This window comes from Archangium sp. Cb G35 (assembly GCF_001896145.1).
GTDB classification, from domain to species: domain Bacteria; phylum Myxococcota; class Myxococcia; order Myxococcales; family Myxococcaceae; genus Archangium; species Archangium violaceum.
Window position 1 is genome coordinate 208,113 of the sequence record NZ_MPOI01000016.1, and the last position, 25,931, is coordinate 234,043.

19 protein-coding genes are annotated in these 25,931 nt (G+C 67.3%); 7 read left to right on the forward strand and 12 right to left on the reverse strand.

Translation table 11 applies throughout. The features are described 5' to 3' along the window. Positions 1-122: 122 nt before the first annotated feature. Positions 123-596 (reverse strand): PaaI family thioesterase, encoded by a 474-nt coding sequence (locus tag BO221_RS41485; protein WP_073566448.1) that lies wholly within the window; start codon positions 594-596, stop codon positions 123-125. Between the two features lie 30 nt (positions 597-626). Here BO221_RS41485 and BO221_RS55150 point away from each other — a divergent pair, with 30 nt between their 5' ends. Together BO221_RS55150 and BO221_RS41495 are read left to right on the forward strand one after the other, a co-directional pair. Further along, positions 627-1,988, forward strand: coding sequence for a hypothetical protein (locus BO221_RS55150; protein ID WP_073566449.1), 1,362 nt, complete (start codon positions 627-629; stop codon positions 1,986-1,988). A 117-nt stretch (positions 1,989-2,105) separates the two neighbouring features. After that, a complete protein-coding gene (locus tag BO221_RS41495) occupies positions 2,106-4,475 on the forward strand; it encodes an ATP-dependent helicase (protein ID WP_073566450.1) in 2,370 nt (789 codons plus the stop codon). A 123-nt stretch (positions 4,476-4,598) separates the two neighbouring features. On the opposite strand, the gene BO221_RS41500 is transcribed toward BO221_RS41495, so the two are convergent. The 8 genes from BO221_RS41500 to BO221_RS41535 form a co-directional block, all read right to left on the reverse strand. Continuing rightward, a complete protein-coding gene (locus BO221_RS41500; RefSeq protein WP_083682251.1) occupies positions 4,599-5,507 on the reverse strand; it encodes a DUF3396 domain-containing protein in 909 nt (302 codons plus the stop codon). A gap of 27 nt (positions 5,508-5,534) precedes the next feature. Then, complete coding sequence (locus BO221_RS41505; RefSeq protein ID WP_233166492.1) at positions 5,535-6,377, reverse strand: DUF3396 domain-containing protein; 843 nt, start codon at positions 6,375-6,377, stop codon at positions 5,535-5,537. Positions 6,378-6,435: 58 nt separating this feature from the next. Further along, positions 6,436-7,245, reverse strand: a complete 810-nt coding sequence (locus BO221_RS41510) for a hypothetical protein (protein ID WP_083682255.1) — start codon at positions 7,243-7,245, stop codon at positions 6,436-6,438. Between the two features lie 305 nt (positions 7,246-7,550). Further along, on the reverse strand, positions 7,551-9,113 hold the full coding sequence (locus BO221_RS41515) for a DUF2357 domain-containing protein (RefSeq protein ID WP_083682257.1): 1,563 nt from the start codon (positions 9,111-9,113) through the stop codon (positions 7,551-7,553). 11 nt (positions 9,114-9,124) lie between these two features. Continuing rightward, positions 9,125-11,395, reverse strand: a complete 2,271-nt coding sequence (locus tag BO221_RS41520) for an McrB family protein (protein WP_073566452.1) — start codon at positions 11,393-11,395, stop codon at positions 9,125-9,127. 194 nt (positions 11,396-11,589) lie between these two features. Further along, positions 11,590-12,498, reverse strand: a complete 909-nt coding sequence (locus BO221_RS41525) for a DUF3396 domain-containing protein (protein ID WP_233166493.1) — start codon at positions 12,496-12,498, stop codon at positions 11,590-11,592. Beyond that, complete coding sequence (locus BO221_RS41530) at positions 12,491-13,297, reverse strand: hypothetical protein (RefSeq protein WP_073566453.1); 807 nt, start codon at positions 13,295-13,297, stop codon at positions 12,491-12,493. Before BO221_RS41530 ends, BO221_RS41525 begins: the two co-directional genes overlap by 8 nt. Before the next feature lie 67 nt (positions 13,298-13,364). Then, complete coding sequence (locus tag BO221_RS41535) at positions 13,365-14,432, reverse strand: PQQ-binding-like beta-propeller repeat protein (protein WP_073566454.1); 1,068 nt, start codon at positions 14,430-14,432, stop codon at positions 13,365-13,367. Between the two features lie 54 nt (positions 14,433-14,486). Between BO221_RS41535 and add the strand changes: the two genes are divergently transcribed. Further along, a complete protein-coding gene (gene add / locus BO221_RS41540; RefSeq protein ID WP_073566455.1) occupies positions 14,487-15,647 on the forward strand; it encodes an adenosine deaminase in 1,161 nt (386 codons plus the stop codon). Positions 15,648-15,662: 15 nt separating this feature from the next. After that, complete coding sequence (locus BO221_RS41545) at positions 15,663-16,442, forward strand: SDR family oxidoreductase (RefSeq protein ID WP_073566456.1); 780 nt, start codon at positions 15,663-15,665, stop codon at positions 16,440-16,442. Here BO221_RS41545 and BO221_RS41550 read toward each other — a convergent pair. Together BO221_RS41550 and BO221_RS41555 are read right to left on the reverse strand one after the other, a co-directional pair. Continuing rightward, positions 16,408-18,363: an ATP-binding protein gene (locus BO221_RS41550; protein ID WP_073566457.1), complete on the reverse strand. Its 1,956-nt coding sequence runs from the start codon at positions 18,361-18,363 to the stop codon at positions 16,408-16,410. The genes BO221_RS41545 and BO221_RS41550 overlap by 35 nt on opposite strands. 106 nt (positions 18,364-18,469) lie before the next feature. Beyond that, a complete protein-coding gene (locus BO221_RS41555; protein WP_233166494.1) occupies positions 18,470-21,208 on the reverse strand; it encodes a PAS domain-containing protein in 2,739 nt (912 codons plus the stop codon). Positions 21,209-21,470: 262 nt separating this feature from the next. Between BO221_RS41555 and BO221_RS41560 the strand changes: the two genes are divergently transcribed. Together BO221_RS41560 and BO221_RS41565 are read left to right on the forward strand one after the other, a co-directional pair. Beyond that, positions 21,471-22,895 carry an RtcB family protein gene (locus BO221_RS41560; RefSeq protein ID WP_073566459.1) on the forward strand — a complete coding sequence of 475 codons (1,425 nt, stop codon included), beginning with the start codon at positions 21,471-21,473 and terminating at the stop codon, positions 22,893-22,895. Between the two features lie 135 nt (positions 22,896-23,030). Further along, positions 23,031-23,525: a hypothetical protein gene (locus tag BO221_RS41565; RefSeq protein ID WP_073566460.1), complete on the forward strand. Its 495-nt coding sequence runs from the start codon at positions 23,031-23,033 to the stop codon at positions 23,523-23,525. A 29-nt stretch (positions 23,526-23,554) separates the two neighbouring features. On the opposite strand, the gene glgC is transcribed toward BO221_RS41565, so the two are convergent. Then, entirely contained in the window at positions 23,555-24,784 is a 1,230-nt protein-coding gene (glgC, locus tag BO221_RS41570) for a glucose-1-phosphate adenylyltransferase (RefSeq protein ID WP_073566461.1), read from the reverse strand. Positions 24,785-24,917: 133 nt separating this feature from the next. Between glgC and BO221_RS41575 the strand changes: the two genes are divergently transcribed. Further along, complete coding sequence (locus tag BO221_RS41575; protein ID WP_073566462.1) at positions 24,918-25,802, forward strand: GGDEF domain-containing protein; 885 nt, start codon at positions 24,918-24,920, stop codon at positions 25,800-25,802. Positions 25,803-25,931: the final 129 nt, after the last annotated feature.

Here is a 25,931-nt window from a genome sequence, read left to right on the forward strand (position 1 = left end):
CCCATCGCGTCTTCCCGGGCTTCCACGCGCCCGCCGGGGTCTCGCTGCTGCCCGGTGCCTGGGAAACGTCCGGTGCCGGTGGACATATCGGAGGGGGGTGGAGGGGGCGCCCGGGTGGGGCGTCAGTTGACGGCCGGGCTCTCTCCGGAGGCCCACTTCATCTGGGACATCTTGACCACGCCCTGGCAGCGGGCACACACCTGCCCCTTGTCGTCATACATCCGGGCGGAGGCGAAGAGGGTGGAGGTCCCCACGCTGTCGATGGTGGCCTCGGCGCGCACGGTGGTGCCCCGGACGGGCCGCTCGAAGCTGACGGAGAGCTGCATGGTGGCGCAGCGGCGGGTGGGGTCCACCAGGGCGGGGGTGCAGCCGATGGCGTAGTCGAACATGGCGGAGATGATGCCGCCGTTGATGGCATGCGTGCCCAGGCCGCCGCGGTGTTCGGCACGGACCTCGGGGAGGGTGATGACGACCTTTTCTCCACCCGGGGGAAAGCTCAGCCGCAGACCGAGCAGGCGCAGGGTCTGACTCTGATTGAACTGTTCGGCGTAGCGGTCGAGCTGCTCCTGCGTTGGACGGGCATCGGCGTCGGACATGGGCGCGACTCTACTGGTAGAACGTCGTCCATGCCTCGCCTGCCGCGTCTGTTCGCCCTTGTCCTGCTGGCCGTCTCGGGATGCACGGAGCTGCGAGGCTGTGCGACGTCCGAGCCCGAGCCTGTCCAGGCCCTGGCGGCTCCGGACGCCGGGGAGCCGGATGCCTCCACTCCGGGTGTGGCTCCTCCGCCGCTGGAAGCACGCTACGCGAAGGAGTGGCTGGTCATCGTGCACTCCTCGTCCACGCCTGGGGAGGGGAGTGGGGTGTTGGGGGCGCTGAAGGCGACGGGGCTGCCCGCGGAGCCCGTGCGGCTGTCCACCAACGCCTTCAAGGACCTGCGCCCGTGCCTGGAGGTGGTGGTGGCGAAGGTGTTCGAGACCCGGGCGGAGGCGGAGGGCTTCCGCGAGCAACTCTCCCGGGCGGGAGTGGAGGCCTACGTGAAGAACGCCGGGCCGCTGGAGCCCGAGCGGGAGCGCAAGGACGCCACCTGCCGGGCCGATGCCGCTGCCCACGCCGCCCGTGCCGAGGCGTTGAACCGGCGGACGGTGCCTCGCTTCGTGGAGTCCCACGTCGGGCGCACCTTCATGTTGCTGGGCGAGGCGAGGACGAGCGTCGCACTCGAGCCGGTGGATGTGCGCCGGAGCGTGTGGATGGCGCCGATCGACGCGGACCCCACGGGCCTCTTCGTGAAGGGGGAGACGGTGGACCTCTACGGTGTGGCCGGGCTGCTCCAGGCGGGGTGCGCGGTGAAGGGCTTCGCGTGGATCAACCGGGGCGTGCCGCACTTCGGTTATTTCCAGCAGGAGCCGCCTCCCGAGGCGCCGGGCTGTGGACGGCCCTGGGCCTTCGCCGAGCTGGACTGCGCGGTGGCGCCGGACGCGGTGGCGTTCGCCCTGCCCGCGGGCACGAAGGCGCCGGTGTTCTTCGCCGCCGGTGAGGGGCCCCCCGAGGAGGTACTGGCGGCCGAGGAGCAGGCACTCCGGCGCTCCGAGCGCTTCGCCGTGCTGCGCTCCGAGGGCTCCATCCAGGCGGAGCAGGTGCAGGAACGGCTGAGCGAGGAGGTGAGAGCCTTCCGCTACGCCTCCGGGGCCACGCACGCCGTCTTCACGGTGGCGCGCTTCCGCACGGGGGAGGGCAACTCGATGTGCGGCGGCGACTACAACCAGCAGGTGACGCGGGCGGTGGTGCTGGGGCCGGGCGGAGCGGAGCGGACGCTGACGGCGAAGGCGCTGGTGGGGGAGGACGTGGTGGGGGTGCTGGACCTGGAGGGCGATGGGAAGGTGGAGTTGCTGGTGCAGGAGTCCTGGCCCGCGCGGGCGGCGCGGCTGCTCCACGAGGACGGCTCCGAGCTGGCCGGTTCCGTGGTGGAGAACTGCGACTGCGGGTGCTGAGGGACCCTCGGGAAGACTCCCTCGGAGGACAGGCGGGCGAGCCCCTGCGTGGAACGTCCTTCCAGACGGACGGAAACTCGTTAGAAGCAAGGTTTGCCTCTAGAAAAGCACCTTGCCTTGAACGCCGACGAACTCCTCAAAGACCTGAACGACCCCCAGAAGGAAGCAGTCCTGCATGGGGAGGGTCCGCTCCTCGTCCTGTCGGGCGCGGGCAGCGGCAAGACGCGCGTCATCACCCGCCGGGTGGCTCACCTGGTCGAGGTGCGCGACGTCTACCCCTGGCGCATCCTGGCCGTCACCTTCACCAACAAGGCCGCCCGCGAGATGCGGGAGCGGCTCGTCCACCTGCTCGGGGGCCGGGCGAATGACCTGGTGGTGAGCACCTTCCACTCCTCGGCGTCCATGATCCTCCGCCGGGTCCTGAGGGATCCGCTGGTGGCGGCGGACAAGTCGCTGGAGTCGGTGGTGGGGGGACTCACGCCCTCGTTCGTCATCTATGACGACGGCGACCAGCTCCAGCTCGTCAAGCGCGCCATTCGTGAAGCCCGGGTGGACCCCATCATGCAGCCGCGGGAGATCCTCAGCCGCATCGATCAGGAGAAGAACGCGGGCCGCCTCCCGGAGGACATGGGAGAGGTGGAGATGGAGGATCTGCGTGGGCGGGTGGTGAAGAACACCTACCCCGTCTACCAGCGGCTGCTGCGCGCGGCGAACGCGGTGGACTTCGGCGACCTGCTGCTGCTCCTGGTGGCGCTCTTCCGCAAGCGTCCGGACGTGGCGGACCAGTACCGGCGGCGCTTCCAGCACATCCTGGTGGACGAGTTCCAGGACACCAACCCGGTGCAGGCCGAGCTGCTGCGTCTGCTGGCGCCCCCGGAGCGGCGTCCGAACCTGGTGGTGGTGGGCGATGACGATCAGTCCATCTACCGCTGGCGCGGGGCGAGCGTGGACAACATCATCGGCTTCCCGGAGGCGTATGCGGGGGCGCGGGTGGTGAAGTTGGAGCAGAACTACCGCTCGGACCAGAACATCCTGGACGCGGCGCACGCGGTCATCGCGCGCAACACGCGGCGCATGCCGAAGAAGCTGTGGAGTGATCGGCCCAAGGGCGAGAACCTGGTGCTGATGATGAACCGGGACGAGCGCGCCGAGGCCCAGGACGTGGCGCGCCGCATCCACGAGCTGCAACGCGAGGGGTTCATCAAGTACTCGGGGATGGCGGTCTTCTACCGCACGAACGCGCAGAGCCGCGTGGTGGAAGAGGCGCTGCGGCTGGCGCGGGTGCCGTACACGCTGGTGAGCGGGCGCAGCTTCTACGACCGGGCCGAGGTGCGGGACGCGGCGGCCTACTTGAGGCTGATGGTGAATCCGCGCTCGGACGCGGACCTGCTGCGCATCATCAACACGCCGGCGCGAGGCATTGGCGATACGACGGTGGAGCGGCTGGTGGACTGGGCGAACCAGGCGGGGGTGAGCCTGTACGAGGCCACGGCGGCGCCCGAGCGGATTCCGGGGCTCAACTCGGCGGCGGTGCGGAGGCTGACGGGGTTCCACGCGGTGGTGTCCTCGCTGCATGCGTGCGCGCAGGAGGCGAAGGACGCGGCGAGCGCGGTGGACGAGATGTTGAAGGAGACGCGGCTGGTGGAGTCGCTCGTCACGGAGGGCAGTGACGAGTCGCTGACGCGGGCGGAGAACCTGCGCGAGTTCCTGGGCGCGGCGCAGGAGTTCGACCTGAACCGTGCGGCGGCGGCGGTGGCGGCGGCCACGGCGGGGGAGGGCGAGGACGCGCGGCAGGTGCCGGAGGAGGAGGGATTGGACTCCTCGCCGCTGACGGCGGACGTGCCGGCGCTGAACGCGTTCCTGGAGCAGATCAGCCTGGTGGGCGAGGCGGACGCGGACGTGGGCGAGGGCCGGGTGGCGCTGATGACGCTGCACGCGGCGAAGGGGCTCGAGTTCGACGCGGTGTTCATCACGGGGATGGAGGACGGAGTCTTTCCGCACTCGCGAGCGCTGGTGGCGGATGACCCGGACGGGGAGGAGATGGCCGAGGAGCGGCGGCTCTGCTACGTGGGCTTCACGCGCGCGCGGAAGCGGCTGTTCGTGAGCCTGGCGCAGTGCCGGTCGCTGTTCGGAGAGCTGCGCTACAACCCGCCTTCGCGCTTCCTGCGGGAGGTGCCGCAGTCGCTCTTCGGCTTCGCGGAGCAGGAACTGGAGACGCCAGCGCCGAAGTCCTCGCCGATGATGACGCGCAAGCGGAACTGGGCGGACGAGGATGACGGTCCGCGCATCGACCGCACCTACTCACAGGCGTCGGACATGGACGGCGTGAGCGGGGACGTGCGCGGGATGAGGGTGCGCCACGAGCAGTTCGGCATGGGGAAGATCATCTCGGCGGACGGCAACGGACCCAACGCGAAGGTGACGGTGGACTTCGGTGGGACGGTGGGCCTGAAGCGAGTCATCGCCCGCTTCCTGCTGCCGGGTTGACCCGGAGCATCCCACCCACCACAAAACATCCCCTCACAACATCCCCCCAACATCCCCTCTCCCCCCGGGAGAGGGACGGGGTGAGGGTATCCGGCTCTCGGGTTCACCCCTTGGAGCCGTGAATCAATCGAGGAACCGTCGCTCCCAGCGGCGCGTATCTTCCATGCTCTGCACGGTGTGGATCTTCGGCTCGTGGTAGAGCCAGGGTTCCAGCACGTGCGCCAGTTCCCGGTAGGCGGGCAGGACATTTCCCTGCTCGGTGTCGCCCGCCTCGGGCCAGGGGCCCAGGGAAACAACGGCCCTCTCTCCTTCCATCTCCTGGACGGTGGTGTCCGGATGGTGCAACTGAGCGCGCAGCCCGGACACGCCACCCAACTCTCCGAGTACGGGCTGTCCGAGGAAGGTCAGCCAGGAGGGGCCCCGCACCTGGGTTCCCATGAGTAACGAGTCCCAATCCATGTTGGGAACATCCAGGCCTGGGTAACGGAAGCGCAGCTTGTGAATTTCTTTCTGCACTCCCGCGAGGCTGGTATCGCAGTTGAAGGAGAGCCCGGCATTGCCAGTGCAGAAGGGCAAGGGTTTGGCCAGCTCCATTGCGAGCTCGCGTACCCGCTCCGGGCCATGTTCCTCGAGGTACTCGGTAGGGAGCGAGAAGGAGACCGCGGAAACAGCACCTGGATGTCTCTTGAGAAGAGCGCCCTCCAGAATCCTGCCTTGGTAGCTGAAGCGGTAGCTTTGCTGATGGTTCGCCGCACCCGACAAGTCAATCATGGCCATCTGCGGGCTTCGCAGGGTGCGATGGATGCTGTCCCATCCCGTGGCATCGAGGGGCTGCCAGAGGCCCTCGTCGTCTGCCTGCACGCTGATTGCATCTGGACCAATCGCGCGCAGGTATGCCTCCAACGATTGATGGACGGCTTGCGAGATGGCCGCATGGGAATGGCGCATGAAGAATGTCAGCGCCAGTCCATCTCTGATCAACAGATGTCCATTCCTGTCATGGATGCGAATCCTCGGGAGGTGTTCAGTCATTGGAGATTCCAAATTTGGCGCCATGGCTCAATCGAGGAACCGCCGCTCCCAGCGGCGCGTGTCTTCCATGCTCTGCACGGTGTGGAGCTTCGGCTCATGGTAGAGCCAGGGTTCCAGCACGCGCGCCAGTTCCCGGTAGGCGGGCAGGACATTTCCCTGCTCGGTGTCGCCCGCCTCGGGCCAGGGCCCCAGGGAGACAACGGCCCTATCCCCTTCCATCTCCTGGACGGTGGTGTCCGGATGGTGCAACCGGGCGCGGAGCCCGGGCACGCCGCCCAACTCTTCGAGCACGGGCTGTCCGAGGAAGGTCAGCCAGGAGGGGCCTCGTACCTGAGTGCCGATGTGTAACGAGTCCCAATCAATGTTGGGAACATCCATGCCTGGATAGCGGAAGCGCAACTTGTGGATTTCTCTCTGTACTCCTACGAGGCTGGTATCGCAGTTGAAGGAGAGACCGGCATTGCCAGTGCAGAAGGGCAGGGGCGTGGCCAGTTCCATTGCGAGTTCGCGTACCCGCCCGGGGCCATGTTCCTCGATATACTCGGTAGGCAGCCAGAAGGAGACCGCGGAAACAGCACCTGGATGCCTCTTGGAATGAGTTCCTTCCAGAGTCCTGCCTTGGTAGCTGAAGCGGTAGCTTTGCTGATTGTTTGCCGCACCCGACAAGTCAATCATGGCCATCTGCGGGCTTCGCATGTTGCCATGGATGACGTCCCATCCCATGGCATCGAGGGGCTGCCAGAAACCTTCGTCATCAGCATACAAGCTGATTGCATCAGGTCCAACCGCGCGGAGGTATGACTCCAACGATTGATGGACGGCTTGCGAGATGAACGCATGGGAATGGCGCATGAAGAACGTCAGAGCCATTCCATCCCTGATCAATAGATACCCATTCCTGGCATGGGTGCGTACTCGTGGAAAGTGTTCATTCATTGAATATTCCAAGCCAGGGGATGATGCGCCCGACGAGAGGGGCTATGAAATCCTGGTACATGCGCCCTTGGGTGAAACCAGCGAAAGGGTGTCCTGGTGGGTATGGGGTCCATTTGGGCACCGAGCTGGTATCTACACAGGGAAACTTGAAGTCGTAGACGGCCTGCGCATTGAGCGGATCGCCCTCGTGGATGACCACATCGGGTTTCAGGGTTCCCTTCAACTCCCCGCCATTTCCGGACTCCTCGAGTGCCCGCTCCTCTTCCGTGCTGACCAACTCCTTTTCTCCCGTCTCCAGGTCGATGATGCGGTAACGCTGTTCCAGGCTGAACCTGCCGGGCCGCAGCTTGTTCAGCGCCACCTCGGCGCATTTCCGGGCGGCCTCATGCATCTCGATTCCGAGTCGCATTGCCCACGTAATCCGTCTGCCTTGGGACTTCGTTTCCTGCCTGCACTCATCGGCATCAGGAGCAGGGCCCTTGAATTGCTTCGGATATCGGAGGAGGACTTCGGTGCGAGCCAGGTCGGCGCATTTCTCGAGCTTCTCCTCGATGGATTGCTTTGTCGCCTTGTCGAGCACCACCTTCAACACAGCGGTGGTGGAGGCCATCTCCTTGCCGTAAAGCGCGATGCATGCGGAGAGGCTGTTGCGACAGGTGGCCGAAGGGGAGTCGATGCCCACGGGCGCGTTGCTGTAGCCGTAGGAGCCCGGTGTGCCGCGGGACGCGGTAGTGACGCACGCGCATTGCGTCATGAGCACGGCCTGGGCCAATACGTTCAGGCCAACGAGACGGGTGAACACTCAGGTCCTCGCAGTCCAAGAATGCGGGCTCCTATCGTGGTCCAGGTGTAGGCGTCCACATCGGGTGTGGGGCGAAATGCCACCCTGGATGGACACCCCGGCTCACGGCTTCGGCGGCTGGAGCCGCCACGAGAGCACCCGCCCATCCCGTCCCAGCACGAACAACTACTCCCCCAGCACACGGGCCGGATGAGCAGCGGCGTGTCCAGCCGCGGGGTGAATACGGGAGGCCCCTCGCGCGGCTTGAGTGCGAGCAACCAGGCACCAGCGGGCCACTCCTTGGCGGTCCAACCTCATGAACTGGCTTATCGCTCACCCGCCGGGGCCGGAACCAGAAGCTCTCGCACGACCGGATCCAGCGCCTCTCCGAGGGTCAGGGCCCCCACGCGCTCCGTCCTGCGGAACCCCTCCTCCGAGAGCCACTCAGCCTCGCAAGCGGAGGGCAGCAGCAGGTAGGCTCCCTGGCAGCGCAGACCCTTCCAGCGCAGTGAGTCCCGGTAGGTGTGCGCCACTGACATCTCCTCCAGGATGGCTTGGCGGCTCCGGCGGTACTTCGCATCAAGGACGACGAAGCGACAGTCCCCATTCTGCTCATACGTGAGGACCAAGTCGGGAAACCGTTGCCGGGAGATGGATTTAAACTGGTCACAGGGCTTCTGGTCTCCACTGGGAAACTTCTGCTGGAGGAGCAGGCGGACCCTGACGCCGCCACTGGTGCCCCGCCACTCGGCCAGCGCACGCCCACTCTCAGCCGGTGCGGTCAGACGCTCCCAGTGGAGCGCCGGGAACACCTGCCGGAGCTGCCGGGCCAGGCGCACAAAGCACCACCGCTCGAACAGCTCCCAGGTTGGACTCAGCCACAAGCGTTCCTCGCCGCCCAGCTCCCCGATTCCCGTCCGCAGCGCCTTCCACCCCAACTGGAAGGCGCGGGCATAGGCCGGGTCCGAGGCCACAGCCGTCAGTCCCGTCGCGGTGATCTCCGCCCGGGACAACTCGACCCATGGCTGCTGACGCAGCACGGCCGCGACCTCTCCGGCCATGCGCTCCAGTAGCTCGAGTCGGACGGGGAGCCTGGCCATGAGGCTTGTTCGTGTGTCCGACTCCTGGCGCTTCGCCATCTCGATGAGGAGTTCCGCAATGGCATGTGCCCGCTGGCGGATGGCGAGCAGGAGGGCTCGCAGGCAGTGATTGGCGGCGGTGTCGAGCGTCACCTCGTTCACGGGGACGTCGAACCGCAGCGCGGAAGGATTCGAGAGCAGCGCCATGCTCTCGTTCAGGACAACGCTGGCGGAATCCGGAGACCGGAGCGCCATCCTCACGGAACGAAGGTCGAGCCTGCGGGCTTGCTGGAGGGGAACCAGGCGCCTTCCTTGACGAAGCCCGGTTCTCGGTCTGCGTGAGACCTCGGTGATGGCGCGCAGGAATGGGCTGACGTGAGCGCGCATCCGTGCAAACGCGACGAGCGCGAGCAGCGGATCCTCGGAGAGCTGCTCCGCGCGGCTCAGGACGGTGGCGGGCTCGTCTCCCGCCAGGAGGAGTGGATCGTCGGCGGCGACCTCCTCGATGAGGCGGGCGAAATGGTCGCGTCCCAGCTTCTGTCGGTCCGGCGAGACATCGAGGCGGTACTCGTACGCGGCGCCATCTGGCCCCGAGAGCCGGGCGGTGACCTCGCCCGCGAAGAATCCAGGAGCCCAGAGCCAGCCAGTATCCGAGGGAGGCAATGGCTCGTCGTCGATCCACAGTGTCCAGGGGCCCCCTGGAGGCATGTGGAAGATCGCCGTGTCGCGCTCCTCGAAGCCCGCATTGACGGCGGGTGCCGGTGCAAGCTCGAGGGCTCGTCCCTGATCGTCCGTGCAAAGGAGGTGCATGTGTGGACCGACTAGCGCCAGAAGCGGGCGCTGCCCGTGGACTTGAGGTCTTCGAGCAGCTCCCCCACCTTCGCCGCCGAGCGCTGGAGTCCCGCCTGGGCGAGGACTTTCTGGCAGGACTCGAAGGCCTTGCGGAATTGAGGCGAGTCATGTCCACGCAGCTTGGGCAGGACCTTGGCATGGACGATCCAGTCGAGCGCCGCGTCGGGCTTGAGATGGCCGTCCTTGCCCGAGCGGACCAGGAAGTCGAGCACCTCGTCCACGACCCGCCACGCGAAGTGCAGCCGCACCGGTGCCAACACTCCGATGAGCTCCGCCAGGAGCTGACGCACGCGCTCTTCCTGGCCCTTGGGCAGGCCCCGTTTGCCCCACCCGGGATAGGTCTCGAGATCGACCTCCCAGAAGTCGAGGATGACGGCCCTGTCGAGCACCTTGTCGGAGATCCCATGGGTCGTCTCGTCCATGTTCACGGTGCCGATGAGGACGAGGTTTGGCGGATAGGCGCGGAGTTCCGCGGGAACGCCGTCCAGGGCCTCGGGCTCACGGTGCAGGACGATGGGGTCCCCCGTCTCCATGGCCGACAGCAGCGGCGCCAGGTACTGCTCGGGATGCGACAGGTTCATCTCGTCAAGCACCACGACGTGCGGCTCGGCCGGCGCGGCTTCGCACGCGCGGAGCACCTCGAGGAAGTCCGTACTGACGTAATCCTCATTGGTCACGGGGTGGAGGTAGCCCAGGAGGGACGAGGGGTCCGTCCATCCAGGCTGCACTGGAACTGTGAGCAGGTGCGGCTTGCTCGCTGTCTTCACCTTGGAGGCGGTGAGGAGTGCCTTCGCGTAGGCGCGGGCCAGTGACGTCTTTCCCGAGCCAGAAAGCCCCGTCAGGATGGCGAAGTGGCGGCGAGGATGTGCCCACAGTCCCGCGTGGAGCGCCGCGACCTTGTCCTTGGGAAAGACCAGCTCGGACGGCAGCCTTTCGAGAATCTCCTGGAGGGAGGGCACCGAGAATTTCTCGAGATCGGACTCCGTCAACTCCTCCTCGGCGATCTCGATGCTGTCCTCTTCCTCGCCCTGCGGGCCCAGGCGTTCTGGCACCCAGTGCACCCTGGTGGCCCATTGCTGGCCCCGCTGGGTGAGCTGGAGGCGTGCATCAGGCCGCATCTCGATGGTTCCAAAGGCCCGAAGCCATTTCACGATGGCTCCGGGCGCGAAATCGGTCGTCCAGCCTGGATTGACGGACCGGAGCATCCCCAATAGTGCCTTCGTGGGAGCTGGCCCCTGGTCACGTAGGTGAACCAACACGTGGTCTACTCCCAGAATCCTCGTCAGCAGCCAGGGAGCGAGAACGGAGGTGTTCTCCGTTTCGAGTAACTCGAGGCCCGACTCCGTGGGGAAGAACTCTCCACCTCGCTCCTCGATGACCCCGAGCTCGGCTCGGAGGACGTAGGCGCTGGTGTTCAGCCAGCCCTTCTTCGCGTTCGGGGAGTCCTGCTTCAGGAACGTGTAGAGGTCCTCGCGGGTGACCCCGCCCTTCATGAAGTCCAGGGCGCGGAGCACCCCATCCAACGAGCCCTTGATGGCCGTCATTCCACGCCGGCGGAGCTTCGCCGGGAGCGGTTGCAACGGGACTGTATCAATCACCTCGGCGGCGTTCTGCTGATATCGCTCAAGGATGAACCAGGGCAAGGTCATCCGCTCGACCCAGGCCCCCAGCCCGGAGGGAACCGGGCCGAGTGCCTCGGCCAGGCGTTCCAGGACGTTGGCCTGTGCCTCGACGACGTAGGCCACCTTACGGCCCGTGAACATGAGCTGGTGGAGCCAGCTGATTCGGGACCAATCCGCGATGGTGGTGAAGTGATGAGGAAAGAGCGCGGCGAGGACACGAACCGTCTTGAACCATGGGGTCCTTCCGACGAAGGGCTTGAGGCGCTCCACGATCTCGTCGCGCAACCCCTGGAGGGCGCCGATGGCTTCCGCCTTGTTGCTGGGAATGGGCGTGAATGAGCGCTCCGCCAGCCACCGCCGGAACCCCTCATCTGCCAGTGCCTTGTCGACGGGGACGGCCCCCTGTGCCGTAAACGCGACGGGGTTGTCGTTCCAGAGCCGCTGCTGGAATTCGAGCGTGGCCCGCTCTTCCACGGGCGCCTTCGCGATGTGCTCTAGGTACCTCGTGAGGTTCTCGCACCAGGTCGCGTATGGAAGAGAGGGGTCCGTCCTCGCGGCGCGGTAGTCCGCTTCGAGATTCCGGAGCACTTCGAGCGAGGTCAGATCGGGCGGGGACATGGCGTTTGATCCTAATCGGGAGCGCGGCCCTCCAGGTACTCCTCCAAGTTGATGCGGATCAGGTGCGCGCGGCGCTTGAGGCAGCGGCCAGCAAGGAGCCGATGAAGGAGGGGACGCCGTGAGTGGAGCAGGCAGAACTGCCGAGGAGGACGTTCGGCTTCAGGCGTGTTCGTCTGCGTGAGGTGAGCCGTGAATCAATCGAGGAACCGCCGCTCCCAGCGGCGCGTGTCTTCCATGCTCTGCACGGTGTGGAGCTTCGGCTCATGGTAGAGCCAGGGTTCCAGCACGCGCGCCAGTTCGCGGTAGGCGGGCAGGACATTTCCCTGCTCGGTGTCGCCCGCCTCGGGCCAGGGCCCCAGGGAGACAACGGCCCTATCCCCTTCCATCTCCTGGACGGTGGTTTCTGGATGTCGCAACCGGGCGCGCAGCCCGAACGCGCCGCCCAACTCTCCCAGGATGGGCTGCCCGAGGAAGGTCAGCCAGGAGGGGCCTCGTACCTGAGTTCCAATGTGTAACGACACCCAGCTCATGTCGGAAACCTCCATGCCTGGGTAGCGGAAGCGCAGCTTGGGAGTGTCTCCCTGCATCTGTTCCAGCCTGGTCGCGCTGTTGAATGAGAGCCCCGCGTATCCAGTACTAAAGGGCAGGGGCGAGGCCAACTCCATTGCGAGTCCGCGTACCCGCTCAGGGCCATGCTCCTCGAGGAATTCAGTAGGTAGCCAGAAGGAGACCGCGGAGACCGCGCCCGGTTTGTTCTTGAGGGACGGACCCTCCAGGAACCTGCCGCGGTAGATGAACCGATAGCTCTGCTGGTCGTTCCCCGCCCCTGAAAGGTCAATCATGGCCATGCGAGGGAGTTGCATGGTGTCATGGATGATTTCCCAGCCAGCATCATCAAGGGGTTGGTGGTCGCCTTCCTCGTCCGCGTACAACGTGAGCGCGGAGGGGCCAGTTGCACGCAGGTACGTCTCGAGCGAACGACGAACACCTTGTGAGATTTCCGCGTGGGAGTGGCGCATGAAGAACGTCACGGCCAGACCATCCCTGACAAGCAGGTGCCCGCTCTCTGCATGGATTCGTATCCGAGGGTAGTTCTCAGCCACGAACAACTCCAAGCCGGGGAATGACTCGCGCGACAAGAAGGGCGATGAAATTCTGGTACATCTCCCCCTGGCTGAACCCCGCGAACGGATGTCCATCGGGGTATTGGTGCCACTCAGGTACCGAGTCGGAACTCACACAGGGAAACTTGAAGTCATAGACGGCGAGTGCATTGAGCGGGTCGCCATCGTGGATCACCACATCGGGCTTCAGCGTCCCTTTCAACTCCCCGCCATTGCCGGATTCCTCGAGCGCTTGCTCTTCTTCGGCTCTGACCAGCTCCTTCTCCCCTGTCTCCATGTCAGGCCGGTAGCGCTGTTCCAGGCTGAATCTTCCTGGCCTCATCTTGCCCAGTGCCTCTTCGGTACAGTTCCGGGCGGCTTCATGCATCTCGATACCGAGCCGCATGGCCCATGTGACGCGCCTGCCTTGGGCCTTTGTTTCTTGCTTGCACTCTCCGGCATCCGGTGCGGGGCCCTTGAATTGCTTCGGATATCGGAGGAGCACTTCGGAGCGAGCCAGTTCGGCGCACTTCTTCAACTCCTCCTCAATGGAATTCTTTGTCGTCTCATCGATCATCACCTTCAACACCGCCGTGGTGGACGCCATCTCCTTGCCGTAAAGCGCGACGCAGGCGGAGAGGCTGTTGCGACAGGTGGCCGAAGGGGAGTCGATGCCCACGGGCGCGTTGCTGTAGCCGTAGGAGCCCGGTGTGCCGCGGGACGCGGTAGTGACGCACGCGCATTGCGTCATGAGCACGGCCAGGGCCAATACGTTCAGGCCAACGCGACGGGTGAACACTCAGGTCCTCGCAGTTCAAGAATGCGGGCTCCTATCGTGGCCCCAGTGTAGACGTCCACATCCGGGCTCATGGCTTCGGCGGCTGGAGCCGCCACGAGAGCACCCGTCCATCCTGTCCCAGCACGAAGAGCTGATCCCCGAGCACCACGGGCCGGGTGAGCAGCGGCGTATCCAACCGCAGCGTGAACACGGGAGGCCCCTCGCGCGGCTTGAGCGCGAGCAACCAGCCCTGGCTGTCACGGGTGGGTACCAGCATCCACTCGCGGAACTCGACGGCCTGCGTCACCAAAGGCGCGGGCAGGGCCAGCCGGATGGACTCCCTCCCATCCTGGGGCGACAGGGCCAGCAGCAGCTTGTCCTCCGTGCCCACCCAGACCATCCCCTGGGCCCATGCCGGGGGACTCGAGAGCGCGGAGGCGGGTGTCTGCCGCCAGCGCACCTGCCCGTTGGCCAGCCCGAGCGCGAGCACCTCGCCCTTCTGGGTGGAGACGTACAGCACCTCCCCCTGGGCCTCCATCCCGAGCACCCTCGCCAGGGGCTGCCGCCAGCGCACGGTGCCGTCCTGGGGTGACAGCGCGAACACCCCCGCGTCCCCGAGCACCACCACCAGCAACCCTCCGGCGAGCACCGGCGCGGGCTGGGGCCGGGTGGCATCCGGACGGGGGACACCCGGCGGGAGGGGCCGGCGCCAGCGCACCTCGCCCGAGCCCACGGTGAGGGCCCTCACCGCCCCATCCGGGGCCACGACGTAGACGGAGCCCGCCTCCGAGACGAGCGGGGTGAGCACGGGTGGCTGCCCGGTGAGGCGCCAGCGCTCCGAGCCATCGGCGAGCGCGAGGCTGACGAGAGTCCCGCCAACCGTTCCCACGATGACAGTCTCCCCCGAGACCGCCGGGCGCGCGGCGACCTCCCGGCCCAGCTCCACGCGCCAGAGGGGCGTTCCTTGGCGGTCCAACCTCAGGAAACGGCCGCCCTCGTTGCCCACCAGGACGCCGTCCTCCAGGGCCACCAGCCCCGCACGGGACGGCGCGTCAGAGGAGAAGGCGAAGAGCGGGTCGGTGGGTTGCCGGCAGGCGGCCATCAGCGCCGCCATGGCGAGCAGTAAGACGAGGCGCTGAGGGCGGGGTAGCTGCATGGTTGAGGGAGGATCTTCAGGACCCTAGGATGGTTGGCAAGGAAGGAACCCGACATGGCTTCGATTCGCGACGACGAGCTCCCCAGCTCGACTGGTATTCCCTCATCCGCCCGCCGGGCCGACTGGGCCCCGCCCCCGGCCATCCCCGTCACCATGGAGCTGCTCCAGGCGCTCCCCAAGACGGACCTGCACTGCCACCTCGACGGCTCCATGCGGCTCAAGACGATCCTCGAGCTGGGCGAGCAGCAGAAGGTGAAGCTGCCCGCGGACACCGAGGACGGCCTGGCCAAGGCCATCCACATGGGCGAGGTGTGCAAGAACCTCGAGGACTACCTGGTGGCCTTCGACGTGACGCTCTCGGTGCTGCAGACGGCCGAGGCCCTCTACCGCTCGGCCTATGAGCTGGCGGTGGACGCGGCGGCCGAGAACGTGCGCTACCTCGAGGTGCGCTACTCGCCCGCCCTGCACCTGCAGAAGGGCCTGAAGATGACCACCGTCATCGACTCGGTGCTCGAGGGCCTGCGGGTGGCCAAGCGCGAGACGGGCATCAAGTACGGCGTCATCATCTGCGGCATCCGCCACATCAACCCGCAGACGTCCATGCGGCTGGCGGAGCTGTCGGTGGCCTACAAGAACCGGGGCGTCATCGGCTTCGACCTGGCGGGCGCCGAGGCGAACTTCCCGGCCAAGGACCACAAGGACGCCTTCCAGCTCATCCTCAAGAACAACGTCAACTGCACGGCGCACGCGGGCGAGGCCTTCGGGCCCGAGTCCATCTCCCAGGCCATCCACTACCTGGGCGCGCACCGCATCGGCCACGGCACGCGGCTGCGCGAGGATGGGGATCTGCTCAACTACGTGAACGATCACCGCATCCCCCTGGAGGTGTGCCCCACCTCCAACGTGCAGACGGGGGCGGTGCCGAGCCTGGAGGCGCACCCGCTCAAGTTCTACTTCGACTACGGCCTGCGCGTGACGATCAACACCGACAACCGCCTCATCACCGACACCACGGTGACGAAGGAGCTGTGGGTGGCGCACAAGGAGCTGGGGCTGTCGCTGGATGACCTGACCACCATCCTCGTGTCCGGCTTCAAGAGCGCCTTCCTGCCGTTCCGCGAGAAGCAGGATCTGCTGCGCCAGGTGAACGAGGAGATCGCCCGGACGCTGGCGACCTTCGAGAAGCGGCCGCAGGTGGTGAAGCAGCCGGCCTGAGCCGGGAAGGACGCCATGGACCTGGAGCTCGGTGGGAAGGTGGTGCTGGTGACGGGCGGCTCGGAGGGGTTGGGAGCCGCGGTGGCCCGGCGCCTGGTGCGCGAGGGGGCCCGCGTGGCCCTCTGTGCCCGGGGCGCCGAGCGGCTGGAGTCCACGGCGTCCGCGTTGCGCGAGGAGGGCGGCGACGTGCTGGCGCGGGTGACGGACATCACCCGTCCGGACGAGGTGGACCGCTTCGTGGAGGCGGCGCTGGAGCGGTGGGGGAGGGTGGACGGGCTGGTGAACAACGCGGGCACGGCGGCGGCGCGGCCCTTCGCCGAGGTGGATGACGCGGCATGGGAGGCGGACCTGGAGCTCAAGCTCTTCGCCGCGGTGCGCACCTCGCGGCGGGTGGTGCCCCACCTGCGCGCGGGGGGCGGTGGCTCCATCATCAACGTGCTGGCCATCGGGGCGAAGGCGCCGGGGGCGAACTCGCTGCCGTCCTCGGTGTCGCGGGCGGCGGGCATGGCGCTCACCAAGGCGCTGTCCAAGGAGCTGGGCCCCGCGGGCATCCGGGTGAACGCGGTGCTGGTGGGGCTCGTCGAGAGTGGCCAGTGGGAGCGCAAGGCGGCGGCGGCGGGGCAGCCGGTGGAGGCGCTCTACACGAAGATGGCGAAGGACTCGGGCGTTCCCCTGGGCCGGGTGGGCCGGGCCGGGGAGTTCGCCGACGTGGTGGCCTTCCTCCTCTCGCCGAGGGCCGGGTACGTGACGGGCACGGCCCTCAACGTGGATGGAGGGCTGTCTCCGGCGGTGTAGCGGACGCCTCGTCCTCCAGCACCGGGAGGGTGAAGTGGAACGTGGAGCCGTTGCCCACCTCGCTCTCCACCCAGATGCGGCCGCCGTGGCGCTCGACGATGTCGCGGCAGATGTAGAGGCCGAGCCCCAGTCCTCCGAAGCCCGAGATGGGGGCGTTGCGCGCCCGGAAGAAGCGCTCGAAGAGGAGGGCCTTCTGATCCGGGGGGATGCCGATGCCCGAGTCCGACACCGAGACGAGGGCCTGGGCCCCGTCCCGCTCCACGTGCACGCGGATGGTGCCGCCCGTGGGGCTGTACTTGAGGGCGTTCTCCAGCAGGTTCACCAGCACCTGCGCGAGCCGGCCGCGGTCGCCCTGGATGAGGAGCGGCTCGGCGGGCTCCTCGTATTCGAGCGAGCGGTGGGGGCTGATGGCGCGCAGGTCCGCCAGCACCTCGTGGGTGAGCTCCCGGAGGGACACGGGCTCGTGACGCAGCTCCAGCCGTCCGGCCTGGATGCGCGAGGTGTCCAACAGATCCTTGATGAGCCCGGAGAGCCGCGCCACCTGGGTGAGCGCCTTGTCCACGTGCTGGGCCGGGACGGGCTGTCCGTCGGCCATCCGGTGTTTCAGCACCTGCAGGTGCAGCTTGAGGGGGGTGAGCGGCGTCTTCAGCTCGTGGGAGGCGATGGACAGGAAGTCGTCCCTCACGCGGATGGCCTCGCGGGCCTCGCGCAGCAACCGCTCGCTCTCCGCCTGGGCGCGGCGCTCCACCGTCACGTCCCGGTACGTCCAGACGCGGCCGACGATGGTGTCTCCCAACCGCTGGGGGCGTGAGTAGCGCTCGATGACACGTCCGTCCCGGAGCTCCAGGTCGTCGACCCCCTCTTGCTCGGGACTCGCCAGCAGTTGCTGGGTGCGCGGGTGGACCTGCTCCGCGTTCTCCATCTGGGCGCGCATGTATTCGCTCAGCACCCGGCCATCGCGGCCTTCCAGCATGGTGTCGGGGATGTTCCACAGCTTCTGGAACCTCCCGTTGACGGCGGTGATGTGCCAGTCCTGGGTGAGGACGATGATGCCATCCGCCGTCGAGTCCAGGGTGGCGCGCAGCAGCGAGACGGTCTGCTCCAGATCCGTCCGGGCCCGGCGCTGCGCGGTGACGTCCACCATGATGCCGCGGAGCTGACGGGGGACGCCGTTCTCGGAGACGACGGTGACGATGTCCCTCAGCCACACGCTGGTGCCGTTGGCCGCCACCATCCGGTACTCGAACTCGTGGGCCCTGCACTCCTTGGCGGACTTCATGCAATAGGCGGAGGCCCAGTCCCGGTCCTCGGGGTGGAGGTGCTCCAGCCAGAAGCCGGGATCCTCCATCCATTGCCGGATGGGGTAGCCCAGGATGCGCTCGGCCTGCTTGCTGACGAAGGTGAAGCGGAAGTTCGCGTCCGTCTCCCAGACGATGCCGTCGATGGCGTCGATGAGCTCCTCGTGCATGCGCTGGGTGCGGGTGATCTCCTGGAGCATCTCGTCGATGCTCGGGGCGGTGTGCTTCACCCCCTCGGGCGGGTGCGGGGGAGAGAGGACCCGGACGGTGCCGATGAGCTCCCCGGTCCCATCCGGCGAGGGCTCGACGGCGTTCAGCTCCACGGCCAGGCGGACGGGCCTTCCCTCGGCCGAGCGCGCCCGGAGCTCGAGGGTCCGGGGCTCTCCCGTCCTGGCCACCGCTCCCCAGGCCTCCAGCAGCCCGTCGAGCTCCTCCGGGTGCACGAGCTGGGAGACGAAGCCCCGCGTCTTCCACGCCTCCAGGGGATGACCGAGGGCCTGGACGAGAGAGGGACTCACCCAGCGGAAACGTGGTGGGAGGCCTCCCCCCAGCCAGATCAGCGGAGAGGGATCCGCCACACGGGGCGGTTCCGGGTGCTCCTCACTGCTCTGGGTGGGGGCCATGGCTCTCCTTTTTCTTCTCCGTAAGCGTAGCGCGGGAGGCGGCTGGACATGGCATTCAACACCGGTGGAGCTCCAATCACCTGGGGCTTCCTCGCCGAGCGCCCTGTCAGGCGCGGCTGGGGAGGGGCGGGGCCGGCTCCACGGGCAGGGTGAAGCGGAAGGTGGTGCCCAGGCCGTTCTGGCTCTCGGCCCAGATGCGGCCGCCGTGGCGCTCGATGAGGTGCCGGCAGATGTAGAGCCCGAGTCCCAACCCGCCAAAGCCCGAGATGGGGGCGTTGCGGGCCCGGAAGAAACGCTCGAAGAGGTGCGCCTGCTGGTCCGCCGGGATGCCGATTCCGCGGTCCGAGACGGAGACGACGGCTTCCGCTCCGTTCCGGGTGAGCGTGACGCGAATCGGTCCCTTCAGGGGGCTGTACTTGCGCGCGTTCTCCAGCAAGTGGCTCAGCACCTGCACCAGCCGCTCCCGGTCTCCCTGGATGACGAGCGCCTCCGTGCACTGCTCTTCGTACTCCAGCGGGTGCTGGAGACTGACGGGGCGGAAGGACTCCAGGGCTTCGTGGATGACCTCCTGGAGCGGCAGGGGCTCGCGCTCCAGCTCCAGCCTCCCCGCCTCGAGTTGCGAGGCGTCCAGCATGTCGGAGATCAACCCGGAGAGCCGATCCACCTGGACGAGCGCCTTGTCCGCGAAGCCGGGCGGGAGGGGTTGTCCGGAGGCGCTCTTCTTCTGGAGACGTTGCAGATGGAGCCGGAGGGGGGTGAGGGGCGTCTTCAGCTCGTGTGAGGCGACGCAGAGGAAGTCATCCCGGGTTTGAATGGCCTCCTGGGCCTCGTGGAGCAGCCGCTCCCGCTCCAACTGGGCGCGGCGCTCCTCCGTGACCTCGACGACCACGGCACCCACGCCCACGAGCCTCCCGCTCGTCGTGCGGACGGGGTAGTAGCTGACGCGCCAGTGACGCAACTGGCCCGGGGTGGCCGGGACCTCGAGTGCCATGTCGAGCCCGATGATGGGCTTGCCGGTGGCCAGGACCTGGCGCATGAGGGGCTCGACGTTGGCCGCGATGTGGGGAGCCAGCTCGCGCAGTGTCCGGCCCAGCTCCTCCTCGCGGGTGTTGCCGTGCAACGTGGCCAGGGCGTCGTTGACGTGGAGGAAGCGCAGGCCGCGGTCGAGGAAGCCCAGTCCGATGGGCGCGTTGTTCAGGAAGGTGTCGAGCACGGCGAGTGACTCCTCCAGCTGCGCGCGCGCGTGCCTTTCGGCCACGAACAGCCGTTCCTGCTCCGCCTTGGCGAGGCGCTCCTCCGTGACATCCCGGTAGCTCCAGACGCGGCCGATGATGGTGTCACCCATCCGTTGGGGCATCGTGGTGCGCTCGAGGATGCGCCCGTCGCGGAGCTCGATGGTGTCCACGACCTCCCTGTCGGAGAGCACGAACATCTCCTGGAGCTGCGAGACGAACCGCTCCGGATCCTTGACCAGGGGGGCCGCGGCGGTGACCGCCTGCAGGGCATCCAGGTTCTCCAGCCGCACGGTATCGGAGAATCGCCAGATCCGTTGGAAGCGCTGGTTGAAGGTGGTGATCTTCCGGTCGCGGCCCACGACGATGACGCCATCGGCGATGGAGTCGAACGTGGCGCGCAGCAGCGACACCGTCTGCTCCAGCTTCTCCTGGGCCTGGCGCTCCTCCGTCACGTCGCGGTAGCTCCAGATGCGGCCGATGATGGTGTTGCCCATCCATTGGGGCCGCGTGGTGCGCTCGAGGGTTCTCCCGTTGGCGAGCTCGACGGTGTCGACGTCCTCCAGGCCGGGGATCGCGTACACCTCGCGGATCCGCGCGGCGAAGCGCTCCGGGTCCTTGACCAGGTGGAGCGCGGCCGCGAGGGGTTTTTCGGTGGCTGTTCCCACCTCCAGAACCTCATCGGGGAGCTGCCAGAGCTGCTGGAAGCGCTTGTTGAAGGCGGTGACGCGCATGTTCCTGTCCACCACGACGACGCCATCGGCGATGGAATCGAACGTGGCGCGCAGTACCGAGGCCGTCTGCTCCAGCTTCTCCCGGGCCAGGCGCTGCTCGGTGACGTCCACCATGATGCCGCGCAGCTTCAGGGGCCGCTCTTCCTCGGGGAGCACGGTGACGATGGTCCGCAGCCACACGACACGTCCATCCGCGGCCAGCATGCGGTACTCGAACTCGTAGGGCCTGTTCTCCCGGCTCGCCTTCATGCAGTAGGCCTGGGCCCACTCGCGGTCCTCGGGATGGACGTGGGTCTTCCAGAAGTCCGGGTCCTGGATCCATTGGCGGGAGGGATGGCCGAGCAGCCGTTCCGATTGCTTGTTGACGAAGGTGAAGCGGAAGTTCACATCCGCTTCCCAGACGATGCCGTCGATGGTGTTGAGCAGATCCTCGTACTGCCGCTGGGTCCGGGTGAGCTTCTGCTCCAGGACCGCCTGGTGCGCCGGCTCGGGCTTCGCGGGTGCTCGTTCGCTCAAGCGGGCGCATGCTCCCAGGCACTGACCCTCGTGTCCGAAGACGGGGAGCACCAGGGCGCGCATCCACCGGTCCCGCTCGCCGCCCTCGCTGACGGTCTCCGTTCCGGTGAGGGCCGTGTGCAGGGCCTCCACGAGCCACGGGAAGGGCTGGAGTACCTCCTCCAGGGGCCGTCCTTCGGGCGGCACGCCATCTCCCCACCCGGCGGCAACGGCCAGGGTGCTGTGGATCCGGCCGATCCGGCCCTGGTCATCGACGACCAACGTGGCGTGGAGGCTCTCGCCTACCTGGAGGAGCAACTCGGGGAAGGAGCGCACGGATGCCTCCAGCCTCGCGTCGCATCCATGCCCGTCGACCGTCGCCATGGGCTCCTCCGCTCCCCGTGCGATGAAGCGCCTCTTCCGCCACATCAAATCTGCAACACCCTGAGTACTTTACAAAGTCGGCTCCTCCCCTGCCTGTACGGCCCGGCGGCCACGGCTCGTGTCAGGTGTGCGCGGCCCGTGGCGTCGCTGGGGACAGTGGACGCTCCGGCGTGCACGGCCGCGGCTGCTGACCCGAGGTCTCGAATCCATTCGCACAGGTCCCCCGTGCCCTTCCGGGCGCGGGCCAGATTCCGAGAAGGTCATGCAGCCGAAATTGAACCGGCTCCTGCGGGCACTCGCCCGTGAGGGGCTCGATGTGACGTACGACGGTCGTGTCTACTCCGTGCGCCTCCAGGGCGATTCCAACGCGCCGCCCGCCGAGGTGCTCCTCCCACCCGAACTGCCCGTGGAGGGCAAGGCCTTCCAGCAACTGGCCGCGCTCGCGGCGCTGAAGCACCCGGGCGGTGGCCGGGTGAAGCGCGTGCGCGCCACGCCGGACTTCCACCCGGGTGACTCCGGCGTGGCCATCGGCTCGGTGGTGCACACGGAGGGACTGGTGGTGCCCGCCGCGGTGGGCACCGACATCAACTGCGGCATGCGCCTGCATGTCGCGGATCTGCCCGTGGAGACCTTCCTCGCCCGCCGGGACGCCTTCGTCGAGCGGATGAAGGGCCACTACTTCTTCGGCACGCGGGACGTGGCGCTGGGCTCGCGCGCGGTGGAGGCGCTGCTGCGCGATGGCCTGCCGGGCTGGCTGCTGGAGACGATGGAGGCGCCGCTGGGCGTGGTGGCCCGGGCGGACCTGGGGCAGCTCGACCGGGAGTCGGCGCGGGTGTACCTGGGCGGGGCGCTGGAGGGAGACCCGGCGTGGGCGCCCACGGGGCTGCGCCGGGAGGGCGTGGTGAGAGACCCGGGCCTGGCCACCATTGGCGGGGGCAACCACTTCGTGGAGGTGCAGCGGGTGGAGGCGGTGATGGACCGGGCGCGGGCGTGGGAGTGGGGTGTGCGCGAGGGACAGCTCGCGTTCATGATCCACTCGGGCTCGCGGGACATGGGCAAGCACGTGGGGAACACGTGGCGGGAGCGGACGCGGGCGGCGTGGCCGGTGGGGGCACCCCTGCCGGAGAGCGGGATTCTTCCGTTGGTGGAGCCGGAGCAGGTGCGCGAGTACCTGCGGGCCGAGGCCACGGCGGCCAACTACGCCTTCCTCAACCGGCTGCTGCTGGCGGAGCTGCTGAGGCAGACGCTGCGGGAGCTGTTCGGGGACGTGGAGGCGCCGCTCGTCTACGACGTGCCGCACAACATCACCCTGCCGTGGGAGGGCGGGTGGCTGGCGCGCAAGGGGGCATGCCCGGCGGAGGCGGAGCAGCCGGTCATCATCCCCGGCTCCATGGGGGCGGCGTCCTACCTGATGGTGGGGCAGGGCAACGCGGAGGCGCTGGCGTCGGCGTCGCATGGAGCGGGGCGGGCGCGCTCGCGCTTCTCCATGGCGCGGGGTGGGGCGGACCGGCGGGAGGAGGCGCTGGGCCTCACGGGGGTGGACTGCATCACCCTCCGGGCCGAGCGCCGCATCGAGGAGGCGCCGGCGGCCTACAAGCCCATTGGCCCGGTGGTGGCCTCGCAGGTGGAGGCGGGCATCGTCCGGGAGGTGGCGCGGATGGCCCCGCTGATGACTTTCAAGGCCTGAGAATCACCCGGGATTCTCGTGGGGGGAGCGTCAATTCCCTGGCGCTCCCCCCCGCCACCGGGTGGAATCGGCGGGCGCGTGGGCCGCCTGGCCCACGGAAGTATGACCCCCGAGATGGGGAGGGGAAACACACACATGGACCACATTCCGGACAACCCGGCGGGAATGCCGGGGCCTGGGCCCGACAAGGCGCTGCGGGACGCCGTGACCCTTCCGGCCTACCTGCTGATGGGGACGGGGGCCCTGACCGTCCTCTTCTGGGTGTTCAACCTGCTGTCGTCGGTCATCGGAGCCGGGGCGGCGGGCCAGGAGGGGCTGCCACCCGAGTTCTACAACGACCCGAACCTGCAGCAGTACCGGGAGCTCGCCGAGCAGGTGCTGGCCCTCCAGTCCGAGGGCCCGAGCGTCATCGGCATCCTCTACAGCGTGGTGGGGGTGGGGCTGGGGGCGCTCATCGCCTTTGGCGGCCTGCAGATGACGAAGTTCAGGATGTACGGCGTGGCGATCGCCGCCTCCATCATCGCGATGGTGCCGTGCTTCTCCTGCTGCTGCTGCGTCATCGGCCTGCCGGTGGGCATCTGGGCCCTGGTGGTGCTGACCCGGCAGGAGGTGAAGGCCGCCTTCCGCTGAGGCGGCCTTCCAGGGGGCCGGGCGGAGGCTCAGGCCACCTTCATGCCCTTGGGGATGACCACCACGCCACCGGAGGTGACGTGGAAGCGGCGGCGGTCCTCGTCCAGGTCGTAGCCGATGGTCATCCCCGGGGGGATTTCCACGTTCTTGTCGATGATGGCGCGGCGGATGCGGCAGCGCCGGCCGATGGTGACGTTCTCGAAGAGGATGGAGTCCTGGACCTCGGAGAACGAGTTGACGCGCACCTTGGGCGAGAGCACCGAGCGGTTCACGTGGCCGCCGGAGATGATGCACCCCTCGCTCACGAGTGAGTCGGTGGAGTGACCCACGCGGTGGTTCTCCCGGTCGGCGAAGACGAACTTGGCCGGGGGGAAGTTGTTGGGCTGGGTGTAGATGGGCCAGCGGTCGTTGTAGAGGTTGAAGACGGGGTTCACCTCCACCAGGTCCATGTTGGACTGGTAGTAGGTGTCGATGTTCCCCACATCCCGCCAGTAGCCGCGCTCCTTCTCCTCCTGGCCGGCGATGACGTTCTGGGCGAAGTCGTACACGTAGACCGGCTCGCGCTTGTACAGCTCGCTGATGATGGACTTGCCGAAGTCATGGGCGCTGCCCTCGTTGGCGGCGTCGCGCACCACCTCCTTCACCAGCTGGTCGGTGGAGAAGAGGTAGTTGCCCATGGAGGCCAGGCAGTACTTGGGGTTGCCGGGCATGGGCGGTGGGTTCTTGGGCTTCTCCACGAAGTCCTTCATCCGCCCGTCCGTGTCCACGTCGATGATGCCGAACTCCTTGCCCTCCTCGATGGGGACGGGGATGGCGGCCACCGTGCAGGCGGCCTTCCGGGAGGTGTGGAAGTCCAGCATCTGCTGGCAGTCCATCCGGTAGACGTGGTCGGCACCGAAGACGAAGATGTAGTCCGGCTCCTCGTCGGTGATGATGTTGAGGTTCTGGTAGATGGCGTCGACGCTGCCCTTGTACCAGTCCATGCCGGTCCGCATCTGGGCGGGTACGGTTTCCACGTAGTGTCCGAGGAAGGCCGACATCCTCCAGGCCCGGGACAGGTGCTTGTTGAGCGAGTCGCTCTTGTACTGGGTGAGCACCTTCATCCGGTAGATGCCGGAGTTGGCGAAGTTGGACAGCACGAAGTCGATGATGCGGTAGCGCCCGCCGAAGGGAACCGCGGGCTTGGCGCGTTCACGGGTGAGGGGTTCCAGCCGGGTTCCGGCGCCCCCTGCGAGGATCATTGCCAGCAGTTTGGCCATATGACCGGGCACGTTACCCAGGGTTTGGGGCCCTTCAAGGCCGCCGGAGGGGCACCGTTGAGTATCCAAACCGGGGGGACAGGCATGGCCCTCGTGGCTTCCACCCGGCCAGCCGTGCTATGTCTTCTAATCGATGGCTGGCGACGAAACCCGAGTAACCAAGATCTCCTCGATCAAGGAACTGGCGACCCCCGTCGAGGCTGAATGCTGCATCGTTCAGATCCACGGGCCGGAGCTGGGGAAGAAGTACGCGCTCCAGGAAACCGAGTTCACCATCGGGCGGGAAGAGGGCAACCACATCGTGGTGGACCTCGACAACGTGTCGCGCAGGCACGCCATGATCATCCGCAAGCAGGGGCGGATGCTCGTGAAGGACCTGGGCTCCACCAACGGCACCTACCTGAACGATCAGGAGGTGACGCAGGAGACGGCGCTGCGCAGCGGCGATCTCATCAAGGTGGGAGGGTCCATCTTCAAGTTCCTCACCGGTGACAACGTGGAGCTGCAGTACCACGAGACCATCTACACGCTGACGATCGTGGATGGGCTCACCGGGGTGAACAACAAGCGTTACTTCCTCGAGTACCTGGAGAGGGAGATGGGGAGGTGCCACCGGTACGGGCGCCCCCTGACGCTGATGATGTTCGACATCGACTTCTTCAAGAAGATCAACGACGTGCACGGGCACCTGGCGGGTGACTACGTGCTGCGCGAGCTGGCGCAGACCATCAAGCGGATGGTGCGCAAGGAGCAGTGCTTCGCGCGCTACGGCGGCGAGGAGTTCTCGCTGGTGGTGCCGGAGGACGGCCTGGAGAAGGCGCGCATCTTCGCGGAGAAGATCCGTCAGACGATCGAGAAGAAGCAGTTCGTCTTCGAGAACCAGGAGATTCCGGTCACCCTGTCGTTGGGGGTGGCGGACATGACGCCGGACATGGTGGAGCCGCTGCAGTTCATCAAGGTGGCGGACGCCAACCTGTACAAGGCGAAGAAGACGGGCCGGAACCGGGTGGTCTGGTAACAACGGAAGGCCGCCGTCAGCAGAAGGCCGTCGTCAGCAGAAGGCCGTCGTCAGCAGAAGGCCGTCGTCAGCACTCCTTGCCCAACATCCCCTCTCCCCTCGGGAGAGGGTCGGGGTGAGGGTGCCTGT